We start from the raw sequence: 26,494 nt of genomic DNA on the forward strand, positions 1-26,494 counted from the left end.
TCAATCCCGCGGCCGGCGGTTCAGAGTGTAGGTCGCCGTCGCCGGGAAAAGCTTCTCACCCGCAGGACCGAGCGGCTCCAGGTTGAACTCGTAAACGAACTCCGTCTTGAGGTCCGCCACATCCAAACGGACAGAACGGCCATCCGCCGCGACCGTCGCCTTCTCCACCTTCGGCGAGAAACGGTCAGAATCAGGAGTGGCATAGTCCCCCTTCCACCGACGCGTGTACCCGGAGATCGCGTAGTTCCCCGGCGAAGCCGCCCCTTTCGGATCGACCGGAGCAGTAAAGGAGATCTCGAAACCAGAAGGGGTCGCCCGGATCTCGCGGATTCCAACCGGCAACGGATCCCCGTTCCGGCGGAGGCGGACGATCTCGCCCGTATTGAGCCCCCCGTGCCAGCCGCTGTCATGCATCCCGCCGACGTAGATGTCTCCCTTGTCACTGACGTTGATCGCGATCGGCCCCAGGAAGGTGTCGCTGTCGTTCTTCCAGGTCGTCGCGGAGAAAGGATACGTCGCCCCCTGCCGCTCCCCGTCGACCTCGTCGATCGAGAACCGCATGACGAAGCGGTTGTCGTACTCCGCCCCGAGACCGTGGCCGGCGAACGGATGATCCGCACCGACCTTCTCCGGATCGAGGAACACAATCCCGTTGATACTCCGCGACCACGGGTGGGGGACCTGGATGTTGGTCTTTGCCAGTTCGCCGCCGTGGTCGTGGTTCTGGGCCGGGACGCCGTACCGCTGGTTTCGCTCGATGCAGACGATCTCGTTGAACGTGTTCTGGACCCCCTGCTGGTCACTGACGAACAGCCGGTCCTTCGCATCGAGCGCCAGGCCGATCGGATACCGCAGTTCGTGGCCGATCGCCTCCACCGAATGGCTCGGCGAAATCCGCAGGATCGTGCCGCGGAGGTTCAGCTCATGCGGGTCGCGGTCCCGGTCCGCGTAGTCGCTGGAGATCCCGACATAGAGATTCCCCTGCCGGTCCCGGACGACGCCCGTCGTCCAGTCGTGGTAGTCGTCCGTGTAGCCCCAGCCGGTGGCAACGACTTCGCGGACATCGCAGCGACCGTCACCGTCAGTGTCCTTCAATCGCAGGACCTCGGGCTTGTGGGTGACGATCAGGTCTCCGTGGTCCTCGATGATTCCGAATGGCGCCGCCAGTCCTTCTTCGAAGAGCTGGAGCGTGTCCGCGAGGCCGTCGCCGTTCGTGTCGCGGGCGAGGTAGACGTGCCCCTTGAGCGACGTGAAGGCGAGCGTTCCATCCGGCAGCCACGTCATCGCCGTCGGCATGATCGAATCCGGAAGCGGGAGACGCGTGCCGTCATAGCCCGCCAGCGTCGTCACCGGCGGCGCGGGGGGCTTCGGTGGAGCAGGCGGTGCCGGAGGGAGGACGGTCGGGCTGCTGGGGGTGCGGAACGTGTAGCGGACGGTTGCCCGGTAGTCGCCGTTCTCCTGCTTCGTCAGCGGGTGAGCCGCGCGGCCTTCGAGGTCGATCGGCTCGCCATTCTCCAGGACATGGATCGTCACGCCCGGCTTGGCCGTCCACTTCGTCGGCAGGATGAAGTAGGGGACCGGTCCCTTCATGTCCGCCACGCCGCGGCCGGCGATCGTGATCGTCCGCTCAATCCCGATCTCCTGCTGTTCCTGAAACGGCTTCAGCGAGTGGACGACGTCGAGTTCGTGCTGGACTCCCGCGTGGTCGCTGACCCCGAAGGTGAAGGGAAGGACCATCTCGACGGCGACGCTCTGCGGCGTCCCGGAGGTCCGGTAGCCGACCAGCCGCGGCCGGTCTTCGGCGGCGGGGGTGACCCACTCCTTCTTCTCCGGGTCATGCAGGCGGATCTCCGCGTCCGGCAAAAACCCTTCGAGCGGACGGAGGCCCGCGAGGTCCCAGTACCAGCTCTTCCCTTCGGTCCGCTGCCGCGCGAAGTCTCCCACAGTCCAGTCCCGGACCGCGCCGTGGCCGAAGTCGAAGAGGAGCGAGTGTCCGTTGTCGAACCCGATCGCCAGACCCCGCTGGACCGTTCCTCCGCCGTTCCCCTGGGGGACGGTGAAGACGTCGCGGACGATCCGCGGCCGCTCGCCGGATTGGACGGTCAGGAACTGCTCGACGGCCGAGGGGTTGGTGGGGGCTTCAAACAGAGGATCATTGACGGCGTGCCAGACTGCCGAGAGCTGCTTGGTGACGTCGTCCCCCAGCACGCCCGGGACGGGACGCTGATACGAGGGCATCTCGAAGCCGGGGATGATTCGCAGCGGCGAGTTCACCCACCGCAGGAAGTATTCGGGCCGGAGCCGGTTCCCCAGCCCCATCAGATCCGAGCCTTTGGTGCCGAGCGCCGTGTTCTTGGGGACGTAGGTCCCGAACTGGTGGCAGGCGATGCAGCTGAAGCCCCCCGCGCCGACGAGCCGCCGTCCGACGACGAGCCGCTCCTCTTCGCTCACCTCGGCGAGGTGGTGCCGGGAGGCGGGATCGGCGCCGTCGGCAATCCGGTCGTGGTTGATGAGGTAGGAGAGGATCGCGTCCTTCTCGTCCTCATGATGGGTGAACCTCGGCATCCGGGCGCGGAGCCAGGTCATCCGCATCTCCGGCTGCATCCCGCTGATCGCCTTATCGAGGAAGTCGTCCCTTTGTTTGTCGCCGATCGCCGTGAGGTTGGGGGCGACGAGCGTGGGGGCGACGCCGGTCAGGGCCGGGTCCTTGGCGGCAGTGGTGCCGGCGTGCTCCGCCAGTCCGCGGTCGTTGCCGCGGGGATGGCAGGCGAGGCAGTTGCGGCGCTCGATCGTATGGCGGCCCAGGTCGAATTCGCTCACGGGCGAGATCGCTCCGAACCGGGACGAGACGTAGGCCTTAAGGGCTTCCCGGTCGGCCCGCGGATAGAACGGGCGGTTCCGCTCCTGGTCGGGAGCGTCGGAGAGGCAGGACTTTGACCAGTCCTTGACCTCTTCTTCGAGTGTCGGGAGTCCCCGCAGCTCGGGGTCGATGGCGGGCATCGTGTGGCAGTTCGCGCACTTGAAGCGGCGGACCAGCTCGCGGCCCGCTTCGACCTTGGCGCTGTCCGTATTCGGGTCGCGGTCGAACTTCGTCTCCTGTTTACGGCTGAGCTGCGAGAGAGTCTTGGCGATCGTGGCCCGTTCCGAAGGCGTCATCTTGAAGACCGGCATGCTCCCGACGGGGCTGAGCTTTTCCGGCTGTCCAAGCCAGGTGTAGATCCACTCTTCCGAACGCTTGTTCCCCACATGGTCGAGCGTGCCGCCGCCGAACGGGCCGCTCTCTCCCAGGTCGCCGAGCTGATGGCAGGCCAGGCAGCCGAGCGAGTGGATGAGGGTCCTGCCGCTCGGCAGCTCTTTGGATTTCTTGGCGTCGACAGACGGCGTCTTCGGAAGCTGGGCCGGTTGCGAGATCCGCCAGATCCACTCGGCGACCTGCTCCGCCTGCTCGCGAGTCATTCCGAAGGAGGGCATCCTGGCGTGCGGCGACTCGGGGTTCTGGTCCAGCAGCTTCTCGACGATCCAGTCCGGGTTGATGTCGGTCGTCACGCGGAGGAGGGCGGGGGCGAAGGGGCTTTCGGGCTCGCCGGGGCGATGGTGGCAGCGGTTGCAGCGGTGGGCGGTGTAGAGCTGCCGCCCTTTGTTCCACAGCTCGTCTTCCGGAAGGCGTCCTTCGTGAAACAGGAACTGCCAGGGGAGCGGTTCGATCGGGAATTTGTCGCCGGACCAGGCAAGGAAGACGTGTGAGGATCGGCCGAGCTTCTTGAACGTCACCTTAAGATCGCGAAAGCCGAGGGCGAGGGACTTCGGTTCGCCGGCGATCCAGCCCCGTTCGCGGTTCTCCCCTTTCAGGACAACTTCGTCGTCAACTTGAATCTCGATGGCCCCCTGGATGTCCGCGTGGAAGCGGATTGGTTCGTCGGTCTGGACGACGATCTGGCCGGTCCAGGTGACCTCGAACGGCGCGGCGGGGAGGCGGATATCGGGAGACGAGGGGCCCCAGTCGAAGGCGATGTCGTCATCGACGCGCGTGACGGTGCGGGTTCCGGCGCGGTAGACGCCGATGAGTCCTGGCCGCTGCTCGTCGTCCTCCTGGGCGGTGGCGAGGAGCGGGCAGAGAAGAAGGAGCAGCAGCGGACCGACGGCACGCAGAAGAAGGGGGAAGCGGAGGAACATTCGCGGCGGAACCGGGAGGGAGGTCGGGTGGGAGGAACGCGCGAGAGCGCTCTAGCGTATCCCGCCCCCGCTGCCGACAAAACCCTGCCACGCGTCCCTACCGAGACGACTATGCCACGTCAAACCCAACGTGCCACGGCAGCCTGGGGTCAAGGGGGCCACGCCCCCTTGCCGCCGGAGGCATTCCTGTGAGGAGCCGTGGTACGCAACGGACGTCCCCTTTGTGGTACCGGCGTTGAGGACCCACCCCCGCTCTGGAGTCCGCGCGGATTGATGTGGGCGCATACGGCATGTTGTCCGCGTTTGGACACTCACTCCTTCAGACATCTCCCGACGGCCAAGCCTCCGGCGGGCAAGAGGCATTCTGCCCCCTGCACCCCCTGACCAGGGTGCCCCTGGACCCGGTTCGGCTTAACTCTTGATCGGGATCTTATGAGCGACCGCCGCCATCGCCTTCGGGATCATGATTGTCAACACCCCGTCCCGACACGTCGCTTCAATCCTGTCCGCCTGCACCTCGCACGGCAGCGCCACGATCCGCTGAATCCGCCCACAACTCCGCTCAACCCGATGAAAAGTCTTCCCCTCCTCCTCCTTCGACTCCGTCCGCTCCCCTTTCACCACGAGCGAGTTCCTGTGCATCTCAATATTGAGCTCCTCCGGCTTCCACCCGGGAACATCCACCTTCACCTCAAACTGCTTGTCCGTCTCGGCCAGGTCCATCGACGGCATCCCCGCTCCGGCCATCGCACCCCGCTCCCCCTCCATCCCGAACCGGCTCAGCAGGTCATTCATCTCCTCCCGAAAACTCACAAACGGATCGCGGCGGAACAGATTCGAAAGCCCCGCGGAGACCCGCCCTGGAAGATCGTTCTTCATAACAGCGCTCCTGTGCGATAGCGGACCCGGCATGTGCCCCTGCACACACCTGCCTGTGACAAAGACTGCGGCTTCTGCCTTCCAGGCACGATCAGCGAATCACTCGCAGCAAATTATACGCCTAACAGGTCGCTTCGCGCTCACTCGGCGGCCGCCAGCACGATCGTGATGTTGTCGCGACCGCCCGCCTGCAGGGCTTTGTCCAGCAGGGTGTCGACGGCGGCCTGCGTGGTCGGCGACTGGGATAGCACCTTCGCGATGTCGGCGTCCGGGACCATGTCGTACAGGCCGTCCGAGCAGAGCAGGAGCTTGTCACCCGGACCGAAGTCGATCTGGTGCACCTGCGCCGTCACTTCGCCGCGATCGCCGCCAAGGCTATTGACCAGGATATGCCTGACGCGCCTCACCTTCTCCGGAGCAATACCGGCGTTGATCCACGCCTGAGCGACCGTCTCGTCGTGCGTGATCTGCAGCAGGTGGTCATGCCGAAAGAGATAGGCCCGCGAATCCCCAAGGTGCACGATCACGGCGTGCCCCGGAAAGACATGGGCGGAGGTCCATGTGGTCCCCATTCCACGGAACGCGGGATGGGAGCGGCTGACCTGAAGCAGCATCTGCTGTACGCGCTGCAGGTAGGCCTCGACCCGCTCGCGGATCTGCTGCGCTTCGAGGTCGGTGAACTTCATGATCCAGCTCGTCGCATGCCCGGAGAGCTCGAGCATGAACTGGATCGCCAGCCGGCTGGCGACCTCGCCCGACTGGGCTCCGCCGATGCCGTCAGCCACTGCCAGTCCATACGAGACATCGTCCGGAGCGTCGATCTCGTTTGCCGCGAGGCTCGACAGGATCACGTCGGTGGAACGGGTCCGCCGGACGATGGCGTACTGGTCTTCGTTCGTGGTCCGGACGCGTCCGGTGTGGGTCGTGGCGGCGAAATCGATGCGGACGGCGGCGCTCTGTGGAGCGAAGAACGTCTGGGCGAAGTTCTGCGGTTCAACATCGGTCACCGTGTCCTGATTCGGATCGATCATGTTGGCCTTCGAAGCTTCGAGCCCGTTTCACCCACTTTCGGATTCTGACAGGTTTGGCGAGGGAGCGACACAATGAACTCCAGCCGTCGAATAGAACCGCTGGCCCTACCGGGGCCCTCGTGGGGGTGGCAGCAGGGGGCCCAGAAAGCACAAACCCAGCCCCCTTGCTCGACAGAGGCGCGTCGAGGACACCCACCTCCGCCGGCACCCCGTCAGATCGACTTCAGATACTCCAGCAGCGCCCGCCGCTCGTCGCCGCTGAGGTCATCGCCGAACGTGTGCCCCGCCGACGACTTGCCGAACAGGCCCGTGTCGAAGTACCAGCGCCGCTCCTGCTCTCCCAGCTTCTCCGGAACCTTGTCCAGGGTCTCAACCGCGAGCCCGCCCCGGTCGTAGTCCACTGCGGTTCCCGTCTGTCGCCAGACCTTCGGGCGGGTGGAGGAGTTCAGGAGGTGCTCCAATGTCGGTACCGAGCCGTTGTGCAGGTACGGGGCGCTCGCCCAGATCCCGTCGAGCGGCGGCGCGAGGTATCCCGCCGGTTCGGTCTCGACAAGATCGAGGCCGAAGAAGCTCAGCCAGCCGACCTTCATCCACTCGCGGTGCTCCTTCGTCAGCGAGTCGAACCGCGCGCGGTCCGTCCCGACGACGTCGATCGACACCACCTTCTCGGGGTAGCGTCCCCCCTCGCCGTAGGTGCCGTGGCAGTCGGCGCACCGCTGCTCAAAGACCTGCCGGCCGCGGGCCGCGAGCGCCGCGTCGATCGGCTTCGGGTACCGCGGAGGAGTGACGGTCTCCATCCAGGCCAGGATGTGGCGGAAGTCGTCTTCCCAGCCGGTGAACACCTCCCGGTCATGCCGCGGGAGCATCATGAACTGCATGATCGTCCGGTGGTTCTTGGGAGCGAACCCATCAGCATAGAGGCGGGACTTCTTGGGGAGCCGCCACCAGGGCGGTGCGTCCATGTCGTGATGCATCAGGGAGGGAACGGGGCGGTTCTTGTCGACGGTCATGTCGGGATTCCGCAGAGCCCCGAGGACCACGCCAAAGATCACGGAGTTCGTCGTCCCGTTCGTGACGTTGAGCGGCAGCTTGAGGATCGCCAGGTCCATGTGGCCGAGCTTCTTCAGCCGCAGCAGCTTGATCTTCCGGACGTCCTCCGTGAGGGTCTGGAGCGCGATCCGGTTGTTCCCGAGCCCCGGCACCGGCGTCCCGTTCAGCACTCCGCCGTGGCAGGCGAGGCAGTTCATGGCCCAGCCCCCTTCGGTCTTCACGTACCCCAGCAGGCGGAACTCGTCCGCGGGCGTGTCCGGATCGAGGACCAGCCCATAGTGCTCGGCGATCGCCCTCCGCCGCTCGGCGAGGGAGAGCTTGGCAACGGGCTTCTGGTCGGCGGCGCTCCACATCCGCCACAGGTCGTCAAAGTCCTCCTGGTCGAAGTCCGGCGGCAGGTAGGCGCGGTTGCGGAGGAAGTCCCAGCCCTTCTCCGGCGATCCGGGAGATGCCGCGGCGATGTCCGTCGGCGCAGGCGCCGCAGCGTCGCCCGGGGCACGATCGGCCGCCGGGAGATCGAAAACGAACAGAAGAGCGAGAAGGAGCGGGACGGTCAGTCGCAAAGTCGGGAGTCCTGCAAGGCGGAATCGACGCGTTCCGTAGAACCGCAGCGCCGCGGCGGGATTCACATTGTAACCATCCCTTCCGGCAGAACAGTCGTTCATGGGGTCTTACCCCCTTACTGCCGGACGCGTTTCAATGAGAGGCCGTGTTCAGCAACGGACATCCCCTTTGTAGGCCCCGTGTTGAGGGCACCGCTATACCACACCGCTGGCTTTGAAATCGCCGTGGGTTGGTGAGGGAGGCATCCGGCACCTTGTCCGCGTTTGGACACGGGCTCCTTCAGACAACTCTCGACGGCCAGGCCTCCGGCGGGCAAGAGGGCGTTGCCCCCTTGCATCCCCCACCAGGGTGCCCCTGGACCCGGTGAGCCAGTATTGGGCGACTACCACTCCTCGCCCCGTTACGCAAACACACCGGGAATCACGTCCCCGTGCTCAAGCACCGAGTGCGGACGGTTCTGCATGTCCGGGACACGCGTGTCGAGCGGGATGCCGAGGGCGTGGTAGATCGTTGCCGAGATGTCGGCCGGCGAGAACGGCGTCGAGGTGGGGTAGGCTCCCTGCTTGTCCGAGCCGCCGATCACCTGGCCCGTCTTCACTCCGGCGCCGGCAAAGAACATCGAGCCGCACATCCCCCAATGGTCGCGCCCGCCCCCCTTGTTGATCTTGGGGGTCCGGCCGAACTCCGTGAGATAGACGACGAGGGTCTTCTCCAGCATCCCCCGCTCCTTCAGGTCGCCGATCAGCGCCGCAAAGGCCCGGTCCATACCGGCGAGGTTATAGCCCCGCTTCACCATCTCGGAGACGTGCGGGAACTTCTGCTCCGGGACGTTGTGGATGTCCCACAGGTTGCCGTAGACCGGGTCGTAGCCGTAGTCGACCATCACGAACCGGGCCCCCGCCTCGACCAGCCGCCGGGCCATCAGGCACCGCTTGCCGATCTTGGTCCGGCCGTAGCGCTCGCGGGTCGTCTCCGATTCCTGGGCGACGTCGAACGCCGAGCGAACCTCGGGGGCGGTCAGGAGGTGGACTGCGTTGTCGTACTGGTCGCTGAGGACGACTTCCCGCGTGGAGCGGTCGAGTTGCCGCAGCGTGGCGTCGATCTGCTCCTTGAGGGAGAGCCGCTGACCGAGGCGGCCGGCCGAGAGTCCCGGCGGGGGGAGGAGTTCCCGCGGCTGAAGGTCTTCTTCGCAGAAGGGGTCCGGGTTATGGGATTTCTCGCCGACGGTGAAGTCGGGTTGATCGGGGAGTCCGCCGACGCAGAAGGGGGCGTGGCCGTTCCCCAGCCAGCCGCCGACGAAGAGCATATAGGGGGGCGGGCCGGGGCGTGTGATGCCGGGGACCGCGATGTAGCCGGGGAGGCCGTTCCGCGGACCGTTGAGGTAGGAGACGATGGAGCCCATGTTGGGCTCGGAGAAGAGCTGGGCCATGGTGACCTTGCGCCCGGAGAGGGTGTAGGCCTGGCTCAGGAGGTGGTCATTGCTGTCGTGCGAGAAGCTGCGGACGACGCAGAGGTCGTCGGCTCGCCGCGCGAGTTCGGTCATGACTTCGCCGAACTCGATCCCCGGGACGTTGGTGGGGATGGCGCCGAGGGTTCCGCGGATTTCCTCGGGGGCTTCCGGCTTGGGGTCGAAGGATTCGAACTGGGTGACTCCGCCCCCCATCCAGAGGAAGATGACGGATTCGGCCTTCTGGGTTTCGCTGGGGAGGAAGGTCTTTGTGGAGCCGGCGTGTGATACGCCTGGGAGGAGGGAGGCACCGACGCCGACGGATCCCTTCCAGAGGAGATCGCGGCGCGAGAGGGGTCCCTGAAACAAGAATGGCAACGACATCGCCTAAGCTCCCGCTCCGGCCGGAGACGCATCAGCCGGAGCCGATGGATTCTGTCGCAAGGGCCCACATGATGCAACCCCGCCGTTTGGAGGGAGCTGCAACCGGGTCCAGGGGCACCCTGGTGGGGGATGCAAGGGGGCAACGCCCTCTTGCCCGCCGGAGGCCTGGCCGTCGAGAGATGTCTGAAGGAGGGCGTGTCCAAGCGCGGACAATGTGCCGTATGCCCCTTCACCAACCCATGGGGATTCCAAGGCGAACTGTGAGTCCTCAACGCCGCTCCCACAAAGGGAACGGCCGTTGTGTCCCACGGTTCCTCCTGGAAGTGCCTCCGGCGGCAAGGGGGCGAGGCCCCCTTGACCCCGGCTGCCGTCGCACGTTGGGTTTGAGCTATGGGAGCCGTGCCGGCAAGGACGAGACGCGCTTGCAGTCGACCGCTCGACCGAACAACATAAGAATCCCCTGATCTGTCGTTCCGGCCCGCACTCTCCGACCGCAAGGGGGAAAGTCTTCAATCCATGCGTCGCGAGCCGTTCCGTCCGCCGCTCTTCGCCCTCCTCCTGCTCCTCTCTCTGGTGCTGGACTGCCTGGCTCCCCACGCAGCCGCCGAGGCTCCGACGCCGACCTTCGAGGACCAGATCCGCCCCCTCCTCAAAGCCCGCTGCTTCAACTGCCACGGCGACTCGGACACCCCCGAAGGGAGCCTCGACGTCCGACTCGTCCGACTGATGACGGCCGGTGGCGACTCCGGCCCTGCCATCGTCCCGGGGAAACGTGAGGAAAGCCCCCTCTACGTCCGGATCCGCGATCACGAAATGCCTCCCGAAGGGGCCCCTGGCTTCACACCGGCCCAGGTCGAGCTGATCGGAAAGTGGATCGACGCCGGAGCCGGCACGCGGCGTCCCGAACCGGCCGAGGTCAGCGCGTCCCTCATCACCGAAGAGGACCGGGCTTTCTGGTCATTCCAGCCGCTCCGCAGGGTGACTCCTCCGGCGGTCCCCGGCGAGACGCGGATCGAAGGCCCGATCGACCGGTTCATCGTCGATTCGCTCCAGCGAGCAGGTCTCCCGCCCGCGCCGCAGGCCGACCCGCGGACACTCCTCCGCCGGCTTTCGTTCGTCTTGACCGGACTCCCTCCGTCGACGGAGGAGATCGACGCCTTCCGTGCCGATCCGAGCCGCGAAGCCTACGTCCGGCAGGTCGACCGCCTCCTCGCCTCGCCGCACTTTGGCGAGCGGTGGGCCCGGGTCTGGCTCGACCTCGTCCGCTATGTGGATCAGGTTCCGGCCTATGGAACGAGCGCTGTTCATGCGTGGCGGTACCGGGACTGGGTGATCCGCGCCTTCAACGAGGACCGCCCCTACGACGAGTTCGTCCGGCTTCAACTGGCGGCGGACCGGATCCCGGAGACCGATCCCCAGGACCTCGCGGCGCTCGGCCTCCTCGGACTGAGCCCCGCGTACTGGAAAGAGCTGAAGCTCGCCCCCGACGTCATCAAGGTGACGGTGGCGGACGAGTGGGACGAGCGGATCGACATGGTCTCGCGGACCTTCCTCGGCCTGTCGGTCGCCTGCGCCCGCTGCCACCACCACAAGTTCGATCCGATCACGATCGAGGACTACTACGCCTTCGCCGGGATCATGGCGAACACGCAGATCGTCGACCGCCCGCTCATGCCGCGAGAGCGGGCCGAGATAGTCCTGAAAGCAAAGGCAGAAGTCGCCGCGTTGGAGGCGAAGATTGCGGCCCTCAAAAAGGAGAGTCCGCCGGAAGAAGCGGCGGCCCTCCGCGACCAGATCGCCGCGCTGCGAACTGCCCGTCCCGATCTCGACGCCCCGATGGCCCACATGGTTGAGGACGCGAGCCTCGAAGTGGCGCCCGAAGGGGACGACGCGACGCAGCTCATCGTCCGCCGCGGCGAGATGCGGGACCTCCCCGTCTTCCGCCGCGGGAATCCTTCCGATCCCGGCTCGATCGTGTCGCGGCGGTTCCTGACGGTGCTCTGTGCCGACGGCGGCAAGCCGTTCGCGGACGGCAGTGGCCGACGCGATCTGGCGGACGCCCTCTTCCGCGACTCGCAGGCTCTCACGGCGCGGGTCCTCGTAAACCGGCTCTGGGCTCAGGTCTTCGGTCAGGGGCTCGTCCGGACGACGAGCGACTTCGGCCAGCAGGGGGAGCGGCCAACCCATCCGGAGCTCCTCGACTTCCTCGCCGCGCGGCTCATCGCTGAGAACTGGTCGGTGAAGCGGCTCCTCCGCGAGATGGTCCTCTCGGCGACGTTCCAGCAGGCGAGCCGCGGCTCGGCGGCGTCGCTCGAACGGGACCCCGCGGCGCAGCTCCTCAGCCGGATGCCCCGGCGGAAGCTCGATGTGGAACTCTGGCGGGACGGGCTGCTAGCCGCGACCGGCCGGCTGAGCGACCGCCTCTATGGGCCAGCGGATGATGTCGACACACCGGCCAACGTCCGCCGGACGCTCTACAGCAAAGTGGTCCGGGAAGACCTGCACGTCATGCTTCGGCTGTTCGACTTCCCGGAGGCCTCGGCTCACAACCCCTGCCGCGAACCGACGACAACTCCGCTCCAGCAGCTCTACGTCCTGAACGGACCGCTGCTGAAGCAGCTTTCGACTGCCTTCGGGACCGAGCTGGCTTCGCGCGACGGAGTGCCGACCAGGGAACGGATCGACGTCTGCTACAAGACGCTGCTGCAGCGCGCCCCCACGGACTCGGAAGTCGCGCGGGGGATCGCGTTCCTCGAAGCCTCGGCGGAACCGGCGGTCCGCCAGCGGGCGTGGCAGGACTACGTGCATGTCCTGTTGAGCCTCAATGAGTTCATGTTCCTCGACTGACCCGAAAGGCCGAGCGATGTCATTCGAGAATTCCCCGCCGCTCTCCCGCCGCCGGTTCGTCACCGGGCTCGGTGCAGGAATGGGTGGCATCGGGCTCGCGCAGGTCCTGGCGGCGAACTCGTCGCTGTCGCCGGCCGCGGTCACCGGCCTCCCGCGGGCCAAGCGGATCATTCAGCTGTTCATGAACGGCGGGCCGTTCGGGCCCGACTTCTTCGATCCCAAGCCGGCTCTCTTGAAGTACGAAGGTCAGCGTCCTGACGCCGCCAACCTGCGGACCGAGCGAAAGACCGGCGGACTGCTGCCGTCGCCATTCGCCTATCAGCCCGCCGGCGAGAGCGGAGTCCCGGTCAGCGAACTTCTGCCGCACTTCGCGCAGTGCATCGACGACGTGGCGGTCCTGCGGTCGGTCTACACCGACAACCCCAACCACGGGCCGGCGCTGCAGATGATGAACACGGGGTTCATCGTCCCCACGAAGCCGAGCGTCGGGGCCTGGATGCTGTACGGCCTCGGCGTCGAGAACCAGAACCTCCCCGGTTACATCGTCCTCTGCCCGGGGCGGCCGGTCCGGTTCTCGATCCTGTGGAGCAGCGGATTCCTCCCCGGCGAGTATCAGGGGACCTACGTCAACCACACCGACATGGCGGCGGACAAGCTGATCCCGTACCTGCGGTCGGACCGGCCACAGGCGGACCAGGAGCGGCAGCTCGACCTCTTCCGGGCTCTCAATGCGGAGCACCTGGCCGAGCGCGAGGCGGACGCCCAGCTCACCGCCCGGATCCAGTCGATGGAAACGGCCTTCCGGATGCAGACGTCCGCGTCCGAGGCATTCGATCTCTCGAAGGAGTCGGAGCAGACGCGGGCGGAGTACGGGACGGGGCATTTTGCCAACTCGTGCCTCCTGGCCCGCCGCCTCGCCGAGCGCGGGGTCCGGCTGACGCAGATCTATTACGGCAACGGCCAGCCGTGGGACACGCACTCGGGGCATGACAAGAGCGTCCGCGGCCTGGCGCAGGACATCGACCGGCCGATGGCGGCGCTCCTTCGCGATCTCAAACAGCGGGGACTCCTCGAAGAGACGCTCGTCGTCTGGGGAGGCGAGTTCGGCCGGACGCCGACGACCGAGAACGGCAACGGCCGCGACCACAACCACTACGGCTTCACGATGTGGATGGCGGGGGGGGGCGTCCGCGGCGGGATGACCTACGGCGAGACCGACGAGTTCGGCTTCAAGGCGGCGGTCAAACCGGTCCACGTCCACGACCTGCACGCGACGATCCTGCACCTGCTGGGGATCGACCACACCCGCCTGACGTACCGTTACGCGGGACGCGATTTCCGCCTGACCGACGTCCACGGCCGCGTGATCCGCGAAATCGTGTCGTGACCAACACTCCGTGTCCCTCTCCTTCTGTGTTTGAGTCTTCGTGTTCAACAACCGCCGCCGTCCTGCGCGCCGTCCTCCTCTCCTCGATCCGGCAAGGTCCTCCGCATTGGCCAGCTCCTCCCGTGCGTCGAGCCCCATTCAGGAGCACGCCTATGAGCGGGGGCCGCGGATCACCGCGATCGAGACCGTGATCCCGCATGACGTCATGGCGGGGCTGGTGCTGATCCGGCTTCACACCGACGCCGGGACCGTTGACGGCGAACCGGTGATTGGCCACGGCGAGTCCTACTATCTGCCGCATGCCGTGGCGGCGGTCCTGCATGACTGGATGGCCCGGCGGCTGCTCGGCGCGGACGCGATGGCGATCGAGAGCCACTGGCGGTTCCTCTACGAGCGGTGCGCGTCCTTCGGCGGCATGGGAGCCGAAATGCGGGCTCTCTCGGCGGTCGATCTCGCGCTGTGGGACATTGCGGGGCAGATGCTGGGGGAGCCGGTCTGGCGGCTTCTGGGAGGCCCGGTCAAGACCCGGATCCCCGTCTACAACAGTTGCGGCGGGCCCTTCTATGGCCGCCGCCGGCTCGACGCGCCCGACTCGCAGGGCTGGCCGGGACATGGCGACCCGGGGCGTTCGGGACCGCTGGAGGACAACTGGCGGAGCGTGAACGAGCCGGCGGAGCTGGCCGAGGAGCTGCTGGCCGAGGGGATCACGGCGATGAAGCTCTGGTCGCTCGACGGCATCTATCAGCGCTCGGGCGGGGCGATGATCCGCTGGCCCGATCTTGAAGAGGGGCTCGCGCCGCTCGTGGCGATCCGGGAGCGGGTCGGCAACCGGATGGAGCTGATGCTCGACGGGCACGGGTTCTTCTCTGTCCCGGCGGCGACGCGGATCTGCGAGGGGCTGCGGGAGATTGCGCCGCTGTGGGTCGAGGATCTGCTCCGGCCCGACTGTGTCGACTCGATGGCGGTGTTGCGGCAGCGGGGCGGGATTCCGCTGGCCGTGAGCGAGATGCTGATTACCCGCGATGCGTACCGACAAGTGCTGGAGCGGCAGGCGGCGGATTTCGTGATGGCGGACCCGACTTGGGTTGGGGGGATCAGCGAGACGCGGCGGATCGCGGAGCTGGCGCAAATCTATAACGTGCCGACGCTGATGCATGACTGCACGGGGCCGCTGACGCTCTTCGCTGGGCTGCATGTTGCGGCGGCGGTGCCGAATGTGATGTGGCAGGAGACGGTTCGGGCGCACATCCGGACGCTGTATCCGCTGCTGATCGATGAGAATGTCGAGATCACGAATGGCCACGCGGCCTTGCCCGAGCGGCCGGGGCTGGGGACGCGGCTCTTGCCGGAGCTGTTCAGTGAAGCGCACCCGGGCTATCGGTGCACGAAGCTGTGAAGGCGACGGGAAGGGCGGCTGGCCCTCGATGTCTCAAAGCCCGTCCTTGCCGGTACGACTCTCATAGCTCAATCCCAACGTGCCACGGCAGGCTGGGGTCAAGGGGGCCACGCCCCCTTGCCGCCGGAGGCACTTCCATGAGGAACCGTGGTAAACAACGGACGTCCCCTTTGTGGAACCGGTGTTGAGGACTCCCTCACATCACACCGCTCGCTCTGCAATCCCCGCGGGTTGGTGAGGGGGGCATACAACACGTTGTCCAAGTTTGGACACGTGCTCCTTCAGACAGTTCTCGACGGCCAGGCCTCCGGCGGGCAAAGGGGCGTTGCCCCTCTGCTCTCCCCACCAGGGGTGCCCCCCTGGACCCCGGTTGAGTTGCACGACAGAGGATCCGGCCGCCTTTACAACACTCGCAGGGCAAACAGCGTCTGATCGTCCGGAGGCGGCGCACTCCCCGTGAACGTCGTCAGTGCAGCACGAATCCTCTCCAGACAACCCTCGGCACCGCAGTCGCGACATTTGACCAAGACCGCATCAAGCCGCCCGACGCCAAACAGCTCCTCCGATGGACCGGGGGGCGAAGTCGCCTCAATAATCCCGTCGGTATAGAGCAGCACAAGATCACCCGGCTCAAGCAGCACTCGCGCCAGTTCATACGCCTGCCCGGGAACGAGCCCCAGCGGCAACCCTCCCACCTCGTCCAGCGACAGAACCCGGTCGCCGCGGACCAGCCTCGGTGGATTGTGTCCGGCGCGGGCGTAAGTCAGCGTCCGATCCTGTGCGTTCAGAACCGCGTAGAAGGCGGTCACGAACGTCCCGTCGCGGGTGTAGGCTTCCGCAAGCTGCGTGTTGAGGTACTCCAGCAGCGCTTCCGGCGGCGTGTGCGTTCCCGGTTGGGCATGCGCGACAGCGTGCGTGATCGCCATCAGAACCGCAGCCGGGGTTCCGTGACCCGAGACGTCGGCGATGAACAGGCCCCATTCGCCGTTGTCGAGCGGGAAGTAGTCGTAGTAATCCCCGCCGGCCCGCGAGCTCGTCTCGTAATCGGCCGCCATCTCGAAGCCGGGGATCTCGGGCATCCGGTCCGGCAGCAGAGACCGCTGGATGTTCCCGACCGCCTGCATCTCCCGATCGAGCGACAGGAGCGCCTCACCAAGCTGGTTCCGCAGCACGAGGTTCTGCGTCCCGCGACCGAAGAGTCCCCCCTGCCAGTGGATCATGGGGACGATCGCCGGATTGAACGTCCGGCCGGGCGGGTAGAGCATGACGGTGACGTTGAGCCCTTCCCCCGTGTCATACTGCGGCAAAGCCACGAGCGACTGAAACCCCTGCAGGTAGAACCAGGCCGGGTCGTCCTCTTTGAGCCGCGAAGAGAGATCCTCGATGAGGATCGGCCGGTTGGCGTACGCGATCTCGCCAAGCAGGCCGCCGGTCATCCGCGGGAGCTTTTCCCTCTCGGTCCAGGGGTTGTAGTGCTCCGTGAACCGGGACGAGCGGGTGATAAGATAGTAGGGTGGCTCGATATGCCGCCGTGAGACGGCGACGTAGTCTTCGATCCCGATCAGGTCGCCGATTCCGTTCCAGTAGATCTCGATCAACTCTTCAGGATCGGTCACGCCGGAGATGGCCTTCATCGTCCGGTCGATGATCTCCAGCTCTTCCTGCCACGTCCGATGCGTATTGAACATAAGGCCCCATCCGCTCCGGCGGTCGAGTCAACAGTCTGGTCGAAGGACCTTCATCCTATGTCTGGGCCCGGCGACTTGGGAGCGTTCCGGAGCGGCGGCTGAAGCGAGTCGCTGGCATTCTTAACGTGGCGGATACCGTCGCCGATTGTCGAACGGTTCGGCCATCAGAGGAACATCCCGCCGGAGGCCTCGACCCGCTGGGCGTTGAGCCAGCGGCCCTCTTCGGAACAGAGGAACGTCACGACGCCGCCGATGTCGTCCGGGACACCGACGCGGCCGAGCGCGGTCTGCGACTTGAGGAAGTCTTCGATACCGGGGTGCGCGAGGGCTTCCTTGGTGAAGTCGGTCTCGATCGCGCCGGGGGCGACAATGTTGGCGCGGATCTTTCGCGGCCCAAGCTCTTTGGCGAGGTACTTGACGAAGATCTCGAGGGCCCCCTTCATCGACGCATAAGCGGCGTAGCCCGGGATGGCGAACCGGGTCAGGCCGGTCGAGGTGCAGATGATCCGGCCCCCTTCGGCGACGAGCGGCGCGAGCGTCTGCGTCAGGAAGAAGGTCCCGCGGAAGTGGACGTTCATGAGTTGGTCGAAGGCCTCGGTCGTCACCTGACCGAACGGCTGGGCGATATCGATCCCCGCGTTGTTGACCAGGAAATCGAACGAGTCCCGCTGCCAGGTCTCCCGGAGTGCCTTCGTGAAGGACTCGCGAAAGGAGTCGAACGTCTCCACCTTGGAGACATCGAGCGGGAGCGCGACCGCCTTTCGGCCAAGCGCCTGGATTTCCCGGACGACCTCCTCCCCCTCGGCTTTGTTCGTCCGATAGGTCAGGACGACATCGGCCCCCGCGCGAGCCAGTTGCAGGGCGGTGTTCCGTCCCAGCCCGCGGCTTCCTCCTGTCACCAGAGCGATCTTGTTGTCGAGTCCGTGCATGATCTTCTCTCCCCGGAGTGACGTGACCGGACTGGCCGGCCACTGAATTTGAGTTACGATGCGTTCAATAATATCGGCCGCTGCCCGGCCGTCAATAACAGAACGTAACGTAAATTTATTTCTGGAGGACCGGCCATGACGGAAGGTCGCACCCGCGGTCGCCCCCGCAGTACGGCGGCCGCGTCGCACGAAGGGATCCTGAACGCCGTGTTCGAGATCCTGCAGGAGAAATCGGTCCGCGAGCTCACCATGGAGGAGGTCGCGCGGCGGGCGGGGGTCGGCAAGCCGACGCTCTACAAGTGGTGGCCCTCCAAAGCGGCGCTCGTCCTCGACATGTTCGAGGAGCGGATCGCCGTGAAGCTGGCGGTGCCGGATGCCAAAACCGCCGAGCAGGCGATCCGGGCCCAGGTGGCCGAAGTGATCCGGCTGGCGGGCGGGTTCTTCGGGAAGGTCGCGGCCGAGATCATCGCCGAGGGGCAGAGCGATCCGACGATTCTGGAAGAGTACCGCAACCGCTACATGAGCCGCCGGCGGGCCTTCACGACGGAGTGGATCGAGCGGGCCCAGGCGAGCGGGGAGTTCACGCGGGCCGTCACCCCCGCGGTGCTGATCGACCTGATCTATGGTCCGATCTACTACCGGCTCCTGATCCGGCACGAGAAGCTCGATCAGAAGTTCGGCAAGGAGGTTGTCGACCGGATTCTGTCGCTCGTCCGGCCGTAGCGTCGACGCGGCAAATCGTCGCACCGCGGAGGGACTCACGCCATCGCCCGGCGTGAGAATGGGCGAGCGTACCGCGTCCCGCTTTCTGGAAAGCCTCCGGCCGCCGAACTTCCGGACCAGTCGCCTCATCCAGGCCGGCGATGATTACGATGCGGCACCTGCTCGCGGCATCCGAGTGCGGACGTCTCCGAGCGGCAACAAGGAACCTGGAATGCTGGCGTTCTCGTACTACCCGGTGAACGACCTCGACCCGCTGATGAAGGGCCTGGTCATCGGCGGGCTGGGGATCTTTCACGTCTTTCTCGCGCAGCTCGCCATCGGCGGCGGGATCCTGATGAGCTACATCCAGTGGCTCTACCAGACCGGCCGCTGTCCCAACGGGCGGCGGTTTGTCGACGACTACTTCCGCGTTCTCGTGCTCGTCAGCTTTGTGATGGGGGCGGTGACTGGCGTGGCGATGTGGTTCACGACGATCCAGATCAGCGCCCGGACGATCGGCGTCATGGTCCGCGAGTTCCACTGGCTGTGGGCCATCGAGTGGACCTTCTTCAGCCTGGAGGTCGTCTCCGGCTACATGTTTTACCGCTACGGACAGAAACTCCCCGACGGGCTGCGGCTCAAGCTGCTCGTTCTCTATTCCCTGGCGGCGTGGTTCAGTCTGTTCTGGATCAACGGGATCCTCTCCTGGCAGCTCACGCCGGGACGGTGGCTCGAGACCCGCGGCGTGTGGGACGGGTTCTTCAATCCCAGCTTCTGGCCGTCGCTCGTGTTCCGCACGATTTCGGCCATGGCCGAGGCGTCGCTGGCCGCGTGCGTGCTGATCAACGCCGTTCCCGGCTTCTCGCGGGAGGAGCGGGCCTCGCTGATCTCGGTCTGTGCCCGCCCCTTGAGCCTGATGATCCTCATGCCGCTCCTGGGGCTGTGGTACATCGGCGTGATCCCCGAGGACAGCCGCGGCTGGGTCACCGGAGGGAGCATCGCGATGACAATGTTCCTGACGCTGGCAGTCGGCAGTTCGGCCCTGATCGGGGTCTACTCGCTGGTGGCGATCCTGCGGGAGAAGCTCTACGTCAACGTCGCGACCTCGGCCCTTCTGCTGTTCCTGGCGGGGCTGGCGACCGCCGGCGGAGAGTTCGTCCGGGAAGGGGTCCGCAAGCCGTTCACGATCCGCGAATACCTGTACTCCAACTCGCTGACGCCGGAGGACGTAGCGGAGCTCCGGCGGACCGGTTGTGTCAGCCGCGATCCGTATCCACTCCGCGACCGCGAGAACTACCCCACGCCTCAGGTCCGGCTGGGGGCTCAGGTGTTCCGTATCCAGTGCAGCATCTGTCATACGCTCGCGGGGGCGAACGCGCTCGTGGAGCTCACGGAGACCTGGTCGCTTGACCAGAAGCGGCTGAACTTCGCGCAGCTCCAGCGGACCAAGGCGTTCATGCCTCCGTTTGCGGGGACGGCGGACGAGGTGGAAGCCCTCGTGCAGTTCATCACCTGGCGGCATGAAGGACGACCGGCGGAGTGGGAGACCTCCGCGGACGAGACCGTGCAGGCGCAGATTCAGAAGTGGCTCGATGAAGCGGGGACCGGCCGAGGGGGCGATTCCGAGACCGTGGCTGCCCGTGCCGCTCAGGCCGCGAAGGAGGTGAAGTGATGGATGCGATATTTCCTCTGGGGTTTCCCCTGGCGACCGCTTTCTACCTCGCGCTCTACGTCGCGACGCTCGTGGTCCATGTCGTGTTCATGAACTATGTGCTGGCGGGGGCGAGCTATCTGCTGCTCGCGAGTTTCTGGGGCGGCGGTTGCCGGAAGGCGTGCTGCTGGCAGCGGCTGATCAAGGACTGGATTCCGTTCGCCACCGGCCTCGCGATCACGGCCGGTGTGGCGCCGCTGCTGTTCGTTCAGATCCTGTATCAGCGGGAGTTCTACACGGCGAATCAGCTGCTCTCGCACCGTTTCATGCTGATCCTTCCGATCCTGATCGTCTGCTTTTACATGCTGTATGTCCTCAAGAGCCATTGGATCCAGGCTCGCGGAGTCGCGGTGCAGATCGGGGCCCGGCTGGTCGTGTTTCTGGGCTTTGCGTTCATTGCCTGGTCGTGGACGGAGAACCACCTGCTGAGTCTCGACGAAGCGGTGTGGCGGGGCTTTTATGCTGAGGGGCGGAGTTTCTATGTGGCGACGGGGATGTTCGCGCGGCTGGCGATGTGGTTCCTGGGGGCGTTTTCGACGCTGGCAGTTTTGTTGATGTGGCAGGCGCGGCAGACGCCGGGGTTCGTGCTCGATCCGGATGAGCGGTCGGCGTGGCGGCGGCTGGCGGCGACCGGGGCGGGGGGGCTTGTGGCGGCCGGGATCGCGGGGGCCGTTTACTTCCTGCTGCTGCCGGCGGAACAGCGGGCTCCGGCTGTGAGCTGGCTTGGCGGGCCTTATCTGGCGACTGCGTCACTGGGCGCTGTGGCCCAGCTGGTGGGCTGGGTTCGGGTTGCCCGGAGCGGGGTGACGACGCTGGTCGATCGTCTGGCGATTACCGTTGGGTGTCTGGCGACGATTTCGGGGATGGCGGTGGTGCGGGAGTCGATTCGGTTGGGGTCGGTGACGCTGGCGGAGGTTCAGGCGATGCATGCGGATGCGATGCAGATTGGCGGGCTGGGTGCGTTTCTGGGGTTTCTTGTTCTCAATGGTGGGTTGATTGGCTGGACGATCGTCCGGACGCGTCGAGAGATCTTCACCAACGAAAGCCGTGTCTGAAGACCGGGGTCCAGGGGGTCACCCCTGGTGGGGGATGCAAGGGGGCCTGTGCGGGAGGCCAAAGGGGTTCAGGCGGAAGGTAGAGCGGCGCAAATCAGGATCATGGCCCAGATCGGGTCCAGGGGCACCCTGGTCAGGGAGTGCAGAGGGGAGAATCCCCTTTGCCCGCCGGAGGCTTGGCCTGTCTCGCTCTCTCTGAAGGAGCGCGTGTCCAAACGCGGACAGCGTGCCGTATGCCCCCTTACCAACCCGCCGGGATTGCAGGGCGAGCGGTGAGTTCTCAACGCCGCTCCCACAAAGCGGACGTCCGTTGCTCACCACGGTTCCTCATGGAAGCGCCTCCGGCGGCAAGGGGGCGAGGCCCCCTTGACTCCAGCGGCCATGGCACGTTGGGTTTGAGCTAACAACGCTGCGCCGGCAAGCACGTGCTTGAACGAACGTCGTATCGCTCGCCTGATCCCGCCCTATCTGTGTTTATCCGTGTTCATTTGTGGCTGAATTTCGAAATCTACTTAGCTGGCGCCGCGGCCGGCGCATCCTGCACCACAGGCGGAATCAACGAGTCCTGATACTGCCCAACATCCATGAGCGCCCCACCCAGAAACAGCCCCACAAACAGCAGCGAAAACACAAAGATCATCGCATTGAACGGATTGTCGTACCGCAAATGCATGAAGTACACCGCCACCAGCGTCGCCTTCGTAGTGGCAATCAGCATCGTGATCGGGACTTCCCACTTCCCCAGATGGAACTGGGCAATCGCCACCGTCATCGCCGTAAACACGATCAGCAGCGTGAAGATCGTAAACAGCACCGACAACGGCATCACGTGGACGTGCGCCCCATGCCCGTGATCGCCACCGGCAGGAGCCTGACCATGAGGAGCGTGATGTTCGTGCGACATGTTCGGGCCTGAATCAAAACGGCCGGCGGCCGGTAAGGAGAGAAGTGCGTCGAAACTCGGAAACGACCTATCCGACGAGATACAGCAGCGGGAACAGGTAGATCCAGATCAGGTCGACAAGGTGCCAGTACAGCCCGACATAGTCGACCGGGCCGAAGTAATCCGGACCGAAGTGCCCCAGCAGCGACCGCCACAGGAGCCACGTGATCGTCCCCATCCCGGCCAGGATGTGGATCGCATGCAGGCCGGTCATGACGTAATAGATGCTGAAGAAGATCCCCGTATAGGTCCGGTCGACCTTGGCCTGCTCAGCCGCCGTAGCGGCCGGCACCATTCCCCCCGGAGCGGCCGCGTGAGCGTGCTCGTCAGCGGCGTGTCCCGCCTCGGCGGCATGGCCCGCATCGGCCGCGTGTGACTCGCCGCCGTGGCTCTCAGCACCATGCGACTCTTCGCCGTGGGCCGGCTTCCCGAGGATGGCGGCCTGGATCGCCGGAACCCCCTTGCCGATCCCCACGCCGACGAAGTACGCCCCGCTCGTTACCAGGAGCGCCCCGCACAGGGAGGCCATGATGGCCGCCTTCTTCGAGCGGGCGACCGCGAAGCCGATGCCGGTCATGATCGTCGCCAGGATGGCGGGGATCGACAGGACGAGGAGCGCCGGACTGTGCGCCGCGTGCTCCTGCGGATTGAACTGCGAGACCCACAGGACGCCGGTGTCCCACTTGTGGCTGTACTCGACCGCCTTCACGCCGAGGAAGATGCTCGCACAGGCGAGCGTAATCGTCAGCAGGAGGACCAGGAGCTTCTGCTGCCCGAGCTGAGCGGCGCGGACCGCCCAGGCCATCGTGAGCGAGCTGAAGATCAGGACCGCGGTGTTCGTCGCGCCGAGTGTCGGATCGAGGTACTTGTCCGCGTGGGCGAACGCCTCGGCGTGCGTGCTGCGGTAGACGGCGTAGGCGCAGAACAGGCCGCTGAAGAACAGGACTTCCGTGACCAGGAACAGCCACATCCCGAACTTGCCGGCATCGAACTGCTGCTGCGCCGAACCGAAGTGATGGGCCAGGAACCGCGGATGTCCGTGGCCGCCATGGTGACCGTCTCCCCCCTGATGGCCATGGCCTCCGTGGGAGCCGTGGCCGCCATGGCCGTGCGAATGCGAATCCGCCGAACCGCCATGCGGAGGAGTCGGGACGGAGGCGGGATGGCTGCTGTGGGACATGAACGCGAAACCACCGGGCGGGGCGACGTGTGGGGAGTGTCGGGATCAGTCCGCCGCCAGAAACCTCTGGCGACCGGCCGATCTTCAATCGACTGACAACGGACGGCTGTCAGCGCAACGGGGACTCGTCATCGGACTCGTCATCGGACTCGTCTTCGGGGTCCGGCGAGACCTCTTCGACCTCGACGTAGCCCCCCTCCTTCGGGTCGTACAGGATGTGGTCGTACTCGTACGGGTCGGAGACGACCGGGGGCCAGTCGAAGTTGTGATGCGGCGGAGGCGAGCTGCACTTCCACTCGAGCGTCGAGCCACCCCACGGGTTGGCAGGAGCCCGGCGGCCGTTGCGGAGCGACTGGATCAGCACCCAGGCGCACAGCAGGAGTCCGCCACCCAGAATGAAAACCCCGGTCGTGCTGAACTGGTGGAAGACCTGGAACTCGGGATCGTAGTTCGCGTAGCGGCGGGGCATCCCGCGGCTGCCGAGGACGAACTGCGGGAAGAACGTGGCATTGAAGCCCACGAAGATGATCAGGCACGCGATGCGGGCCAGGTTCTCGTTGTACATCCGGCCGAACATCTTCGGCCACCAGTAGTGCAGCCCGCCGAGGAAGGCGATCAGCGTTCCCCCCATCATGACGTAGTGGAAGTGGGCCACGACGAAGTAGGTGTCGTGCAGGTGGACGTCGGTCGCCAGCGAGCCGAGGTGCAGGCCGGTCAGGCCGCCGATCCCGAACAGGAAGATGAAGGCCAGGGCGTAGCACATCGGGGTCTCGAGGCTGATCGAGCCCTTGTACATCGTCGAGAGCCAGTTGAAGACCTTGATCGCCGACGGGATCGAGACGCTGAAGGTCAGGGCGCTGAAGACCATCGCCGCCAGCGGAGACTGGCCGCTGACGAACATATGATGCCCCCAGACCAGGAAGCCCAGGAGCGCGATGGCGATCGAGCTGTAGGCAATGAAGCGGTAGCCGAAGATCGGCTTGCGGCTGAAGGTCGAGACGAGCTCGCTGATCACCCCCATCGCCGGGAGGATCATGATGTACACCGCGGGGTGCGAGTAGAACCAGAAGAAGTGCTGGAACAGCACCGGATCCCCGCCGCGGGCCGGATCGAAGACGCCGATCCCGAGGGTCCGCTCGGCAATCAGCAGGATCCCGGTGATGCCGATGACCGGCGTGGCCAGAATCTGAATGATCGACGTTGCGTAGAGGCTCCACAGGAAGAGCGGCATCCGGAACCAGGTCATCCCCGCCGGCCGCATCATGTTGATCGTCACCAGGAAGTTCAGGCCGGTGAAGATCGAGCTGAAGCCGAGGATGAAGACCCCCAGGCTCGCGGCGACGACGCTGGTATTGGTCGTCGTGCTGTACGGCGTGTAGAAGGTCCAGCCGGTGTCGAGGCCGCCGAAGACGATGGCGGACATGAAGAAGATCGCCCCGCCGACCCACAGGTAAAAGCTGGCGAGGTTCATCCGCGGGAAGGCGACGTCCTTCACCCCCAGCATGACCGGGAGCATGAAGTTGCCGAGGGCGGCCGGGATGCTGGGGATCAGGAACAGGAAGGTCATGATCGCGCCGTGCAGCGTGAACATGTGGTTGTACTGGTCCTCGCTGAGGAACAGCTTCCCGGGAACGAGCAGCTCCAGGCGGATCATCAGCGCCATCACCCCGCCGCCCAGGAAGGCGAGCAGGATGGCGACGAGGTACATGACCCCGATCCGCTTGTGGTCGAGCGTGAAGGCCCACGACTTCCAGCCGGAGGAGCAGGTCAGGTAGTCCGCTTCTCCGTGCCCATGAACGTGGGCAACGGCGGCGGCGGCACCGGCAGCGGTCGTGTGGTGAACGGCTTGGGACATGGGACGCTGTGGCTGCGGAGGAGGGGCGAGAGTCTGGGGGCGGAAGTCTAGGGACTAGGGACTAGGGACTAGGGTGGAAAGGGACTGGCGTTGTCTGGTCTTTGGCGGACAGGGACGTGAGGCTTGGGCTCTTTTCCCTAGTCTCTCGTCCCTAGTCCCTCATCCCCGGTCCTTCATTCCCCCGCCCCCTCCCTCACTGCGGATTCAAACTCTTGATGTACGCGATCAGGGCTTCGATCTCCCGATCCTTGAGCCGGCCCTGGTAGGTCGGCATCACAGGCTGGAAGCCGGCCCGGACCTGGGCCTGCGGCTCGAGGATCGAGCGGCGGATGTAGTTCTCGTCGGCGGCGACCGTTTCGCCCGAGGCGAGGGCCCGCTGTGTTCCGAACAGGCCGACGAACGACGGTCCCGCCTTGCCCGACGTGTTCGCGTCGACGGCGTGGCACTGGGCGCATCCCTGACGTTTGTAGAGGAGGGCCCCGAGTTCGACCGGCGGAAGATCGTTCAGCTTGTCCGCTTCGGCCCGGAGCCACTGATCGAACTCGGCGGGCGGGTGGACGATGACGTTGGCGACCATCATCGAGTGCTGCTGGCCGCAGTACTCGGCACAGTACAGGCGGTACGTTCCCGGCGTCGTCGCCCGGAACCACATGTCGGTGTAGCGGCCGGGGACGAGATCCTGCTTCACGCGGAAGGCGGGAATGAACAGGCTGTGGATCACGTCCTGCGAGCCCATCAGGAGCCGCACCGGGCGGTCGGCCGGCACGTGCAGGTTTTCGACCGCCAGTCCGCCCGGGTACTGGAAAGCCCAGCTCCACTTGCGGGCCGTCACGTTGATCTCGTAGGCCCCCGCGGGAACGCGGCGCATGTTCAGGAAGATCGAGAAGCCGGCGACGAAGATCCCGACCAGGATGAACCCCGGCAGGACCGACCAGATGATTTCGAGCGGCGTGTTGTGCGACGGGCTCGGCTGGACGGTATGCCCCGGCCGGCGGCGGAACCGCACGACGAAGTAGGCCATGACCGCCACGATCAGGACGAAGAACACCGCGGCGATGCCGGTGATGGTGTAGTACAGGGTGTCCACGTTCGACGCGAAGTCCGATCCCTGGGCGGGAAAGGAGAGCGTGCCGCCGGAGGACTGCGCGAGCAGGCCGGACATCAACCCGGACAGGTGGGAGAACGGCAGGGTGAGGACCTTCGTCATCGGAACCGGATTCACTTCGCGGAGGTTTTGATTTGCTGGTGGGCGGCGGCAGGAGCAGCGGAGAGG

General features: G+C 65.8%; 17 protein-coding genes. 6 read left to right on the forward strand and 11 right to left on the reverse strand.

The features are described from left to right. From VT03_RS12215 to VT03_RS12235, 5 genes are all read right to left on the reverse strand, one after another. On the reverse strand, positions 1-4,173 hold the full coding sequence (locus VT03_RS12215) for a c-type cytochrome (protein WP_075093239.1): 4,173 nt from the start codon (positions 4,171-4,173) through the stop codon (positions 1-3). A gap of 411 nt (positions 4,174-4,584) precedes the next feature. Next, positions 4,585-5,052 carry an Hsp20/alpha crystallin family protein gene (locus VT03_RS12220; protein ID WP_197489312.1) on the reverse strand — a complete coding sequence of 156 codons (468 nt, stop codon included), beginning with the start codon at positions 5,050-5,052 and terminating at the stop codon, positions 4,585-4,587. 140 nt (positions 5,053-5,192) lie between these two features. Then, complete coding sequence (locus VT03_RS12225) at positions 5,193-6,083, reverse strand: PP2C family protein-serine/threonine phosphatase (protein ID WP_075093240.1); 891 nt, start codon at positions 6,081-6,083, stop codon at positions 5,193-5,195. A gap of 212 nt (positions 6,084-6,295) precedes the next feature. After that, positions 6,296-7,798, reverse strand: a complete 1,503-nt coding sequence (locus tag VT03_RS12230) for a c-type cytochrome (RefSeq protein WP_082846155.1) — start codon at positions 7,796-7,798, stop codon at positions 6,296-6,298. 299 nt (positions 7,799-8,097) lie between these two features. Continuing rightward, positions 8,098-9,528 (reverse strand): DUF1501 domain-containing protein, encoded by a 1,431-nt coding sequence (locus VT03_RS12235; protein WP_075093241.1) that lies wholly within the window; start codon positions 9,526-9,528, stop codon positions 8,098-8,100. 516 nt (positions 9,529-10,044) lie between these two features. Between VT03_RS12235 and VT03_RS12240 the strand changes: the two genes are divergently transcribed. From VT03_RS12240 to VT03_RS12250, 3 genes are all read left to right on the forward strand, one after another. Then, positions 10,045-12,375 carry a PSD1 and planctomycete cytochrome C domain-containing protein gene (locus VT03_RS12240; protein ID WP_075093242.1) on the forward strand — a complete coding sequence of 777 codons (2,331 nt, stop codon included), beginning with the start codon at positions 10,045-10,047 and terminating at the stop codon, positions 12,373-12,375. 16 nt (positions 12,376-12,391) lie between these two features. Further along, positions 12,392-13,762 (forward strand): DUF1501 domain-containing protein, encoded by a 1,371-nt coding sequence (locus VT03_RS12245; RefSeq protein WP_075093243.1) that lies wholly within the window; start codon positions 12,392-12,394, stop codon positions 13,760-13,762. Positions 13,763-13,868: 106 nt separating this feature from the next. After that, complete coding sequence (locus VT03_RS12250) at positions 13,869-15,158, forward strand: mandelate racemase/muconate lactonizing enzyme family protein (protein WP_075093244.1); 1,290 nt, start codon at positions 13,869-13,871, stop codon at positions 15,156-15,158. Positions 15,159-15,559: 401 nt separating this feature from the next. Here the strand turns inward: VT03_RS12250 and VT03_RS12255 are convergent, their stop codons facing one another. Next, the gene (locus VT03_RS12255; RefSeq protein WP_075093245.1) at positions 15,560-16,846 is read right to left on the reverse strand and encodes a PP2C family protein-serine/threonine phosphatase; all 1,287 of its coding nucleotides are present in this window, start codon (positions 16,844-16,846) and stop codon (positions 15,560-15,562) included. Positions 16,847-17,010: 164 nt separating this feature from the next. Further along, entirely contained in the window at positions 17,011-17,775 is a 765-nt protein-coding gene (locus VT03_RS12260; protein ID WP_075093246.1) for an SDR family NAD(P)-dependent oxidoreductase, read from the reverse strand. Positions 17,776-17,910: 135 nt separating this feature from the next. Between VT03_RS12260 and VT03_RS12265 the strand changes: the two genes are divergently transcribed. From VT03_RS12265 to VT03_RS12275, 3 genes are all read left to right on the forward strand, one after another. After that, a complete protein-coding gene (locus VT03_RS12265) occupies positions 17,911-18,498 on the forward strand; it encodes a TetR/AcrR family transcriptional regulator (RefSeq protein ID WP_075093247.1) in 588 nt (195 codons plus the stop codon). A gap of 211 nt (positions 18,499-18,709) precedes the next feature. Further along, entirely contained in the window at positions 18,710-20,149 is a 1,440-nt protein-coding gene (locus VT03_RS12270; protein ID WP_075097081.1) for a c-type cytochrome, read from the forward strand. Continuing rightward, positions 20,149-21,243 (forward strand): hypothetical protein, encoded by a 1,095-nt coding sequence (locus tag VT03_RS12275; protein WP_075093248.1) that lies wholly within the window; start codon positions 20,149-20,151, stop codon positions 21,241-21,243. The genes VT03_RS12270 and VT03_RS12275 overlap by 1 nt, the downstream gene beginning before the upstream one ends. A 508-nt stretch (positions 21,244-21,751) precedes the next feature. Here the strand turns inward: VT03_RS12275 and VT03_RS12280 are convergent. The 4 genes from VT03_RS12280 to coxB form a co-directional block, all read right to left on the reverse strand. Then, entirely contained in the window at positions 21,752-22,147 is a 396-nt protein-coding gene (locus VT03_RS12280) for a cytochrome C oxidase subunit IV family protein (RefSeq protein WP_075093249.1), read from the reverse strand. Between the two features lie 67 nt (positions 22,148-22,214). After that, positions 22,215-23,366: a cytochrome c oxidase subunit 3 gene (locus VT03_RS34635; RefSeq protein ID WP_082846156.1), complete on the reverse strand. Its 1,152-nt coding sequence runs from the start codon at positions 23,364-23,366 to the stop codon at positions 22,215-22,217. A gap of 109 nt (positions 23,367-23,475) precedes the next feature. Continuing rightward, positions 23,476-25,221 (reverse strand): cytochrome c oxidase subunit I, encoded by a 1,746-nt coding sequence (gene ctaD / locus VT03_RS12290; RefSeq protein ID WP_082846157.1) that lies wholly within the window; start codon positions 25,219-25,221, stop codon positions 23,476-23,478. 193 nt (positions 25,222-25,414) lie between these two features. Beyond that, positions 25,415-26,428 carry a cytochrome c oxidase subunit II gene (coxB, locus tag VT03_RS12295; protein WP_231870647.1) on the reverse strand — a complete coding sequence of 338 codons (1,014 nt, stop codon included), beginning with the start codon at positions 26,426-26,428 and terminating at the stop codon, positions 25,415-25,417. Positions 26,429-26,494: the final 66 nt, after the last annotated feature.

Source organism: Planctomyces sp. SH-PL14 (assembly GCF_001610835.1).
Taxonomy (GTDB): Bacteria; Planctomycetota; Planctomycetia; order Planctomycetales; family Planctomycetaceae; genus Planctomyces_A.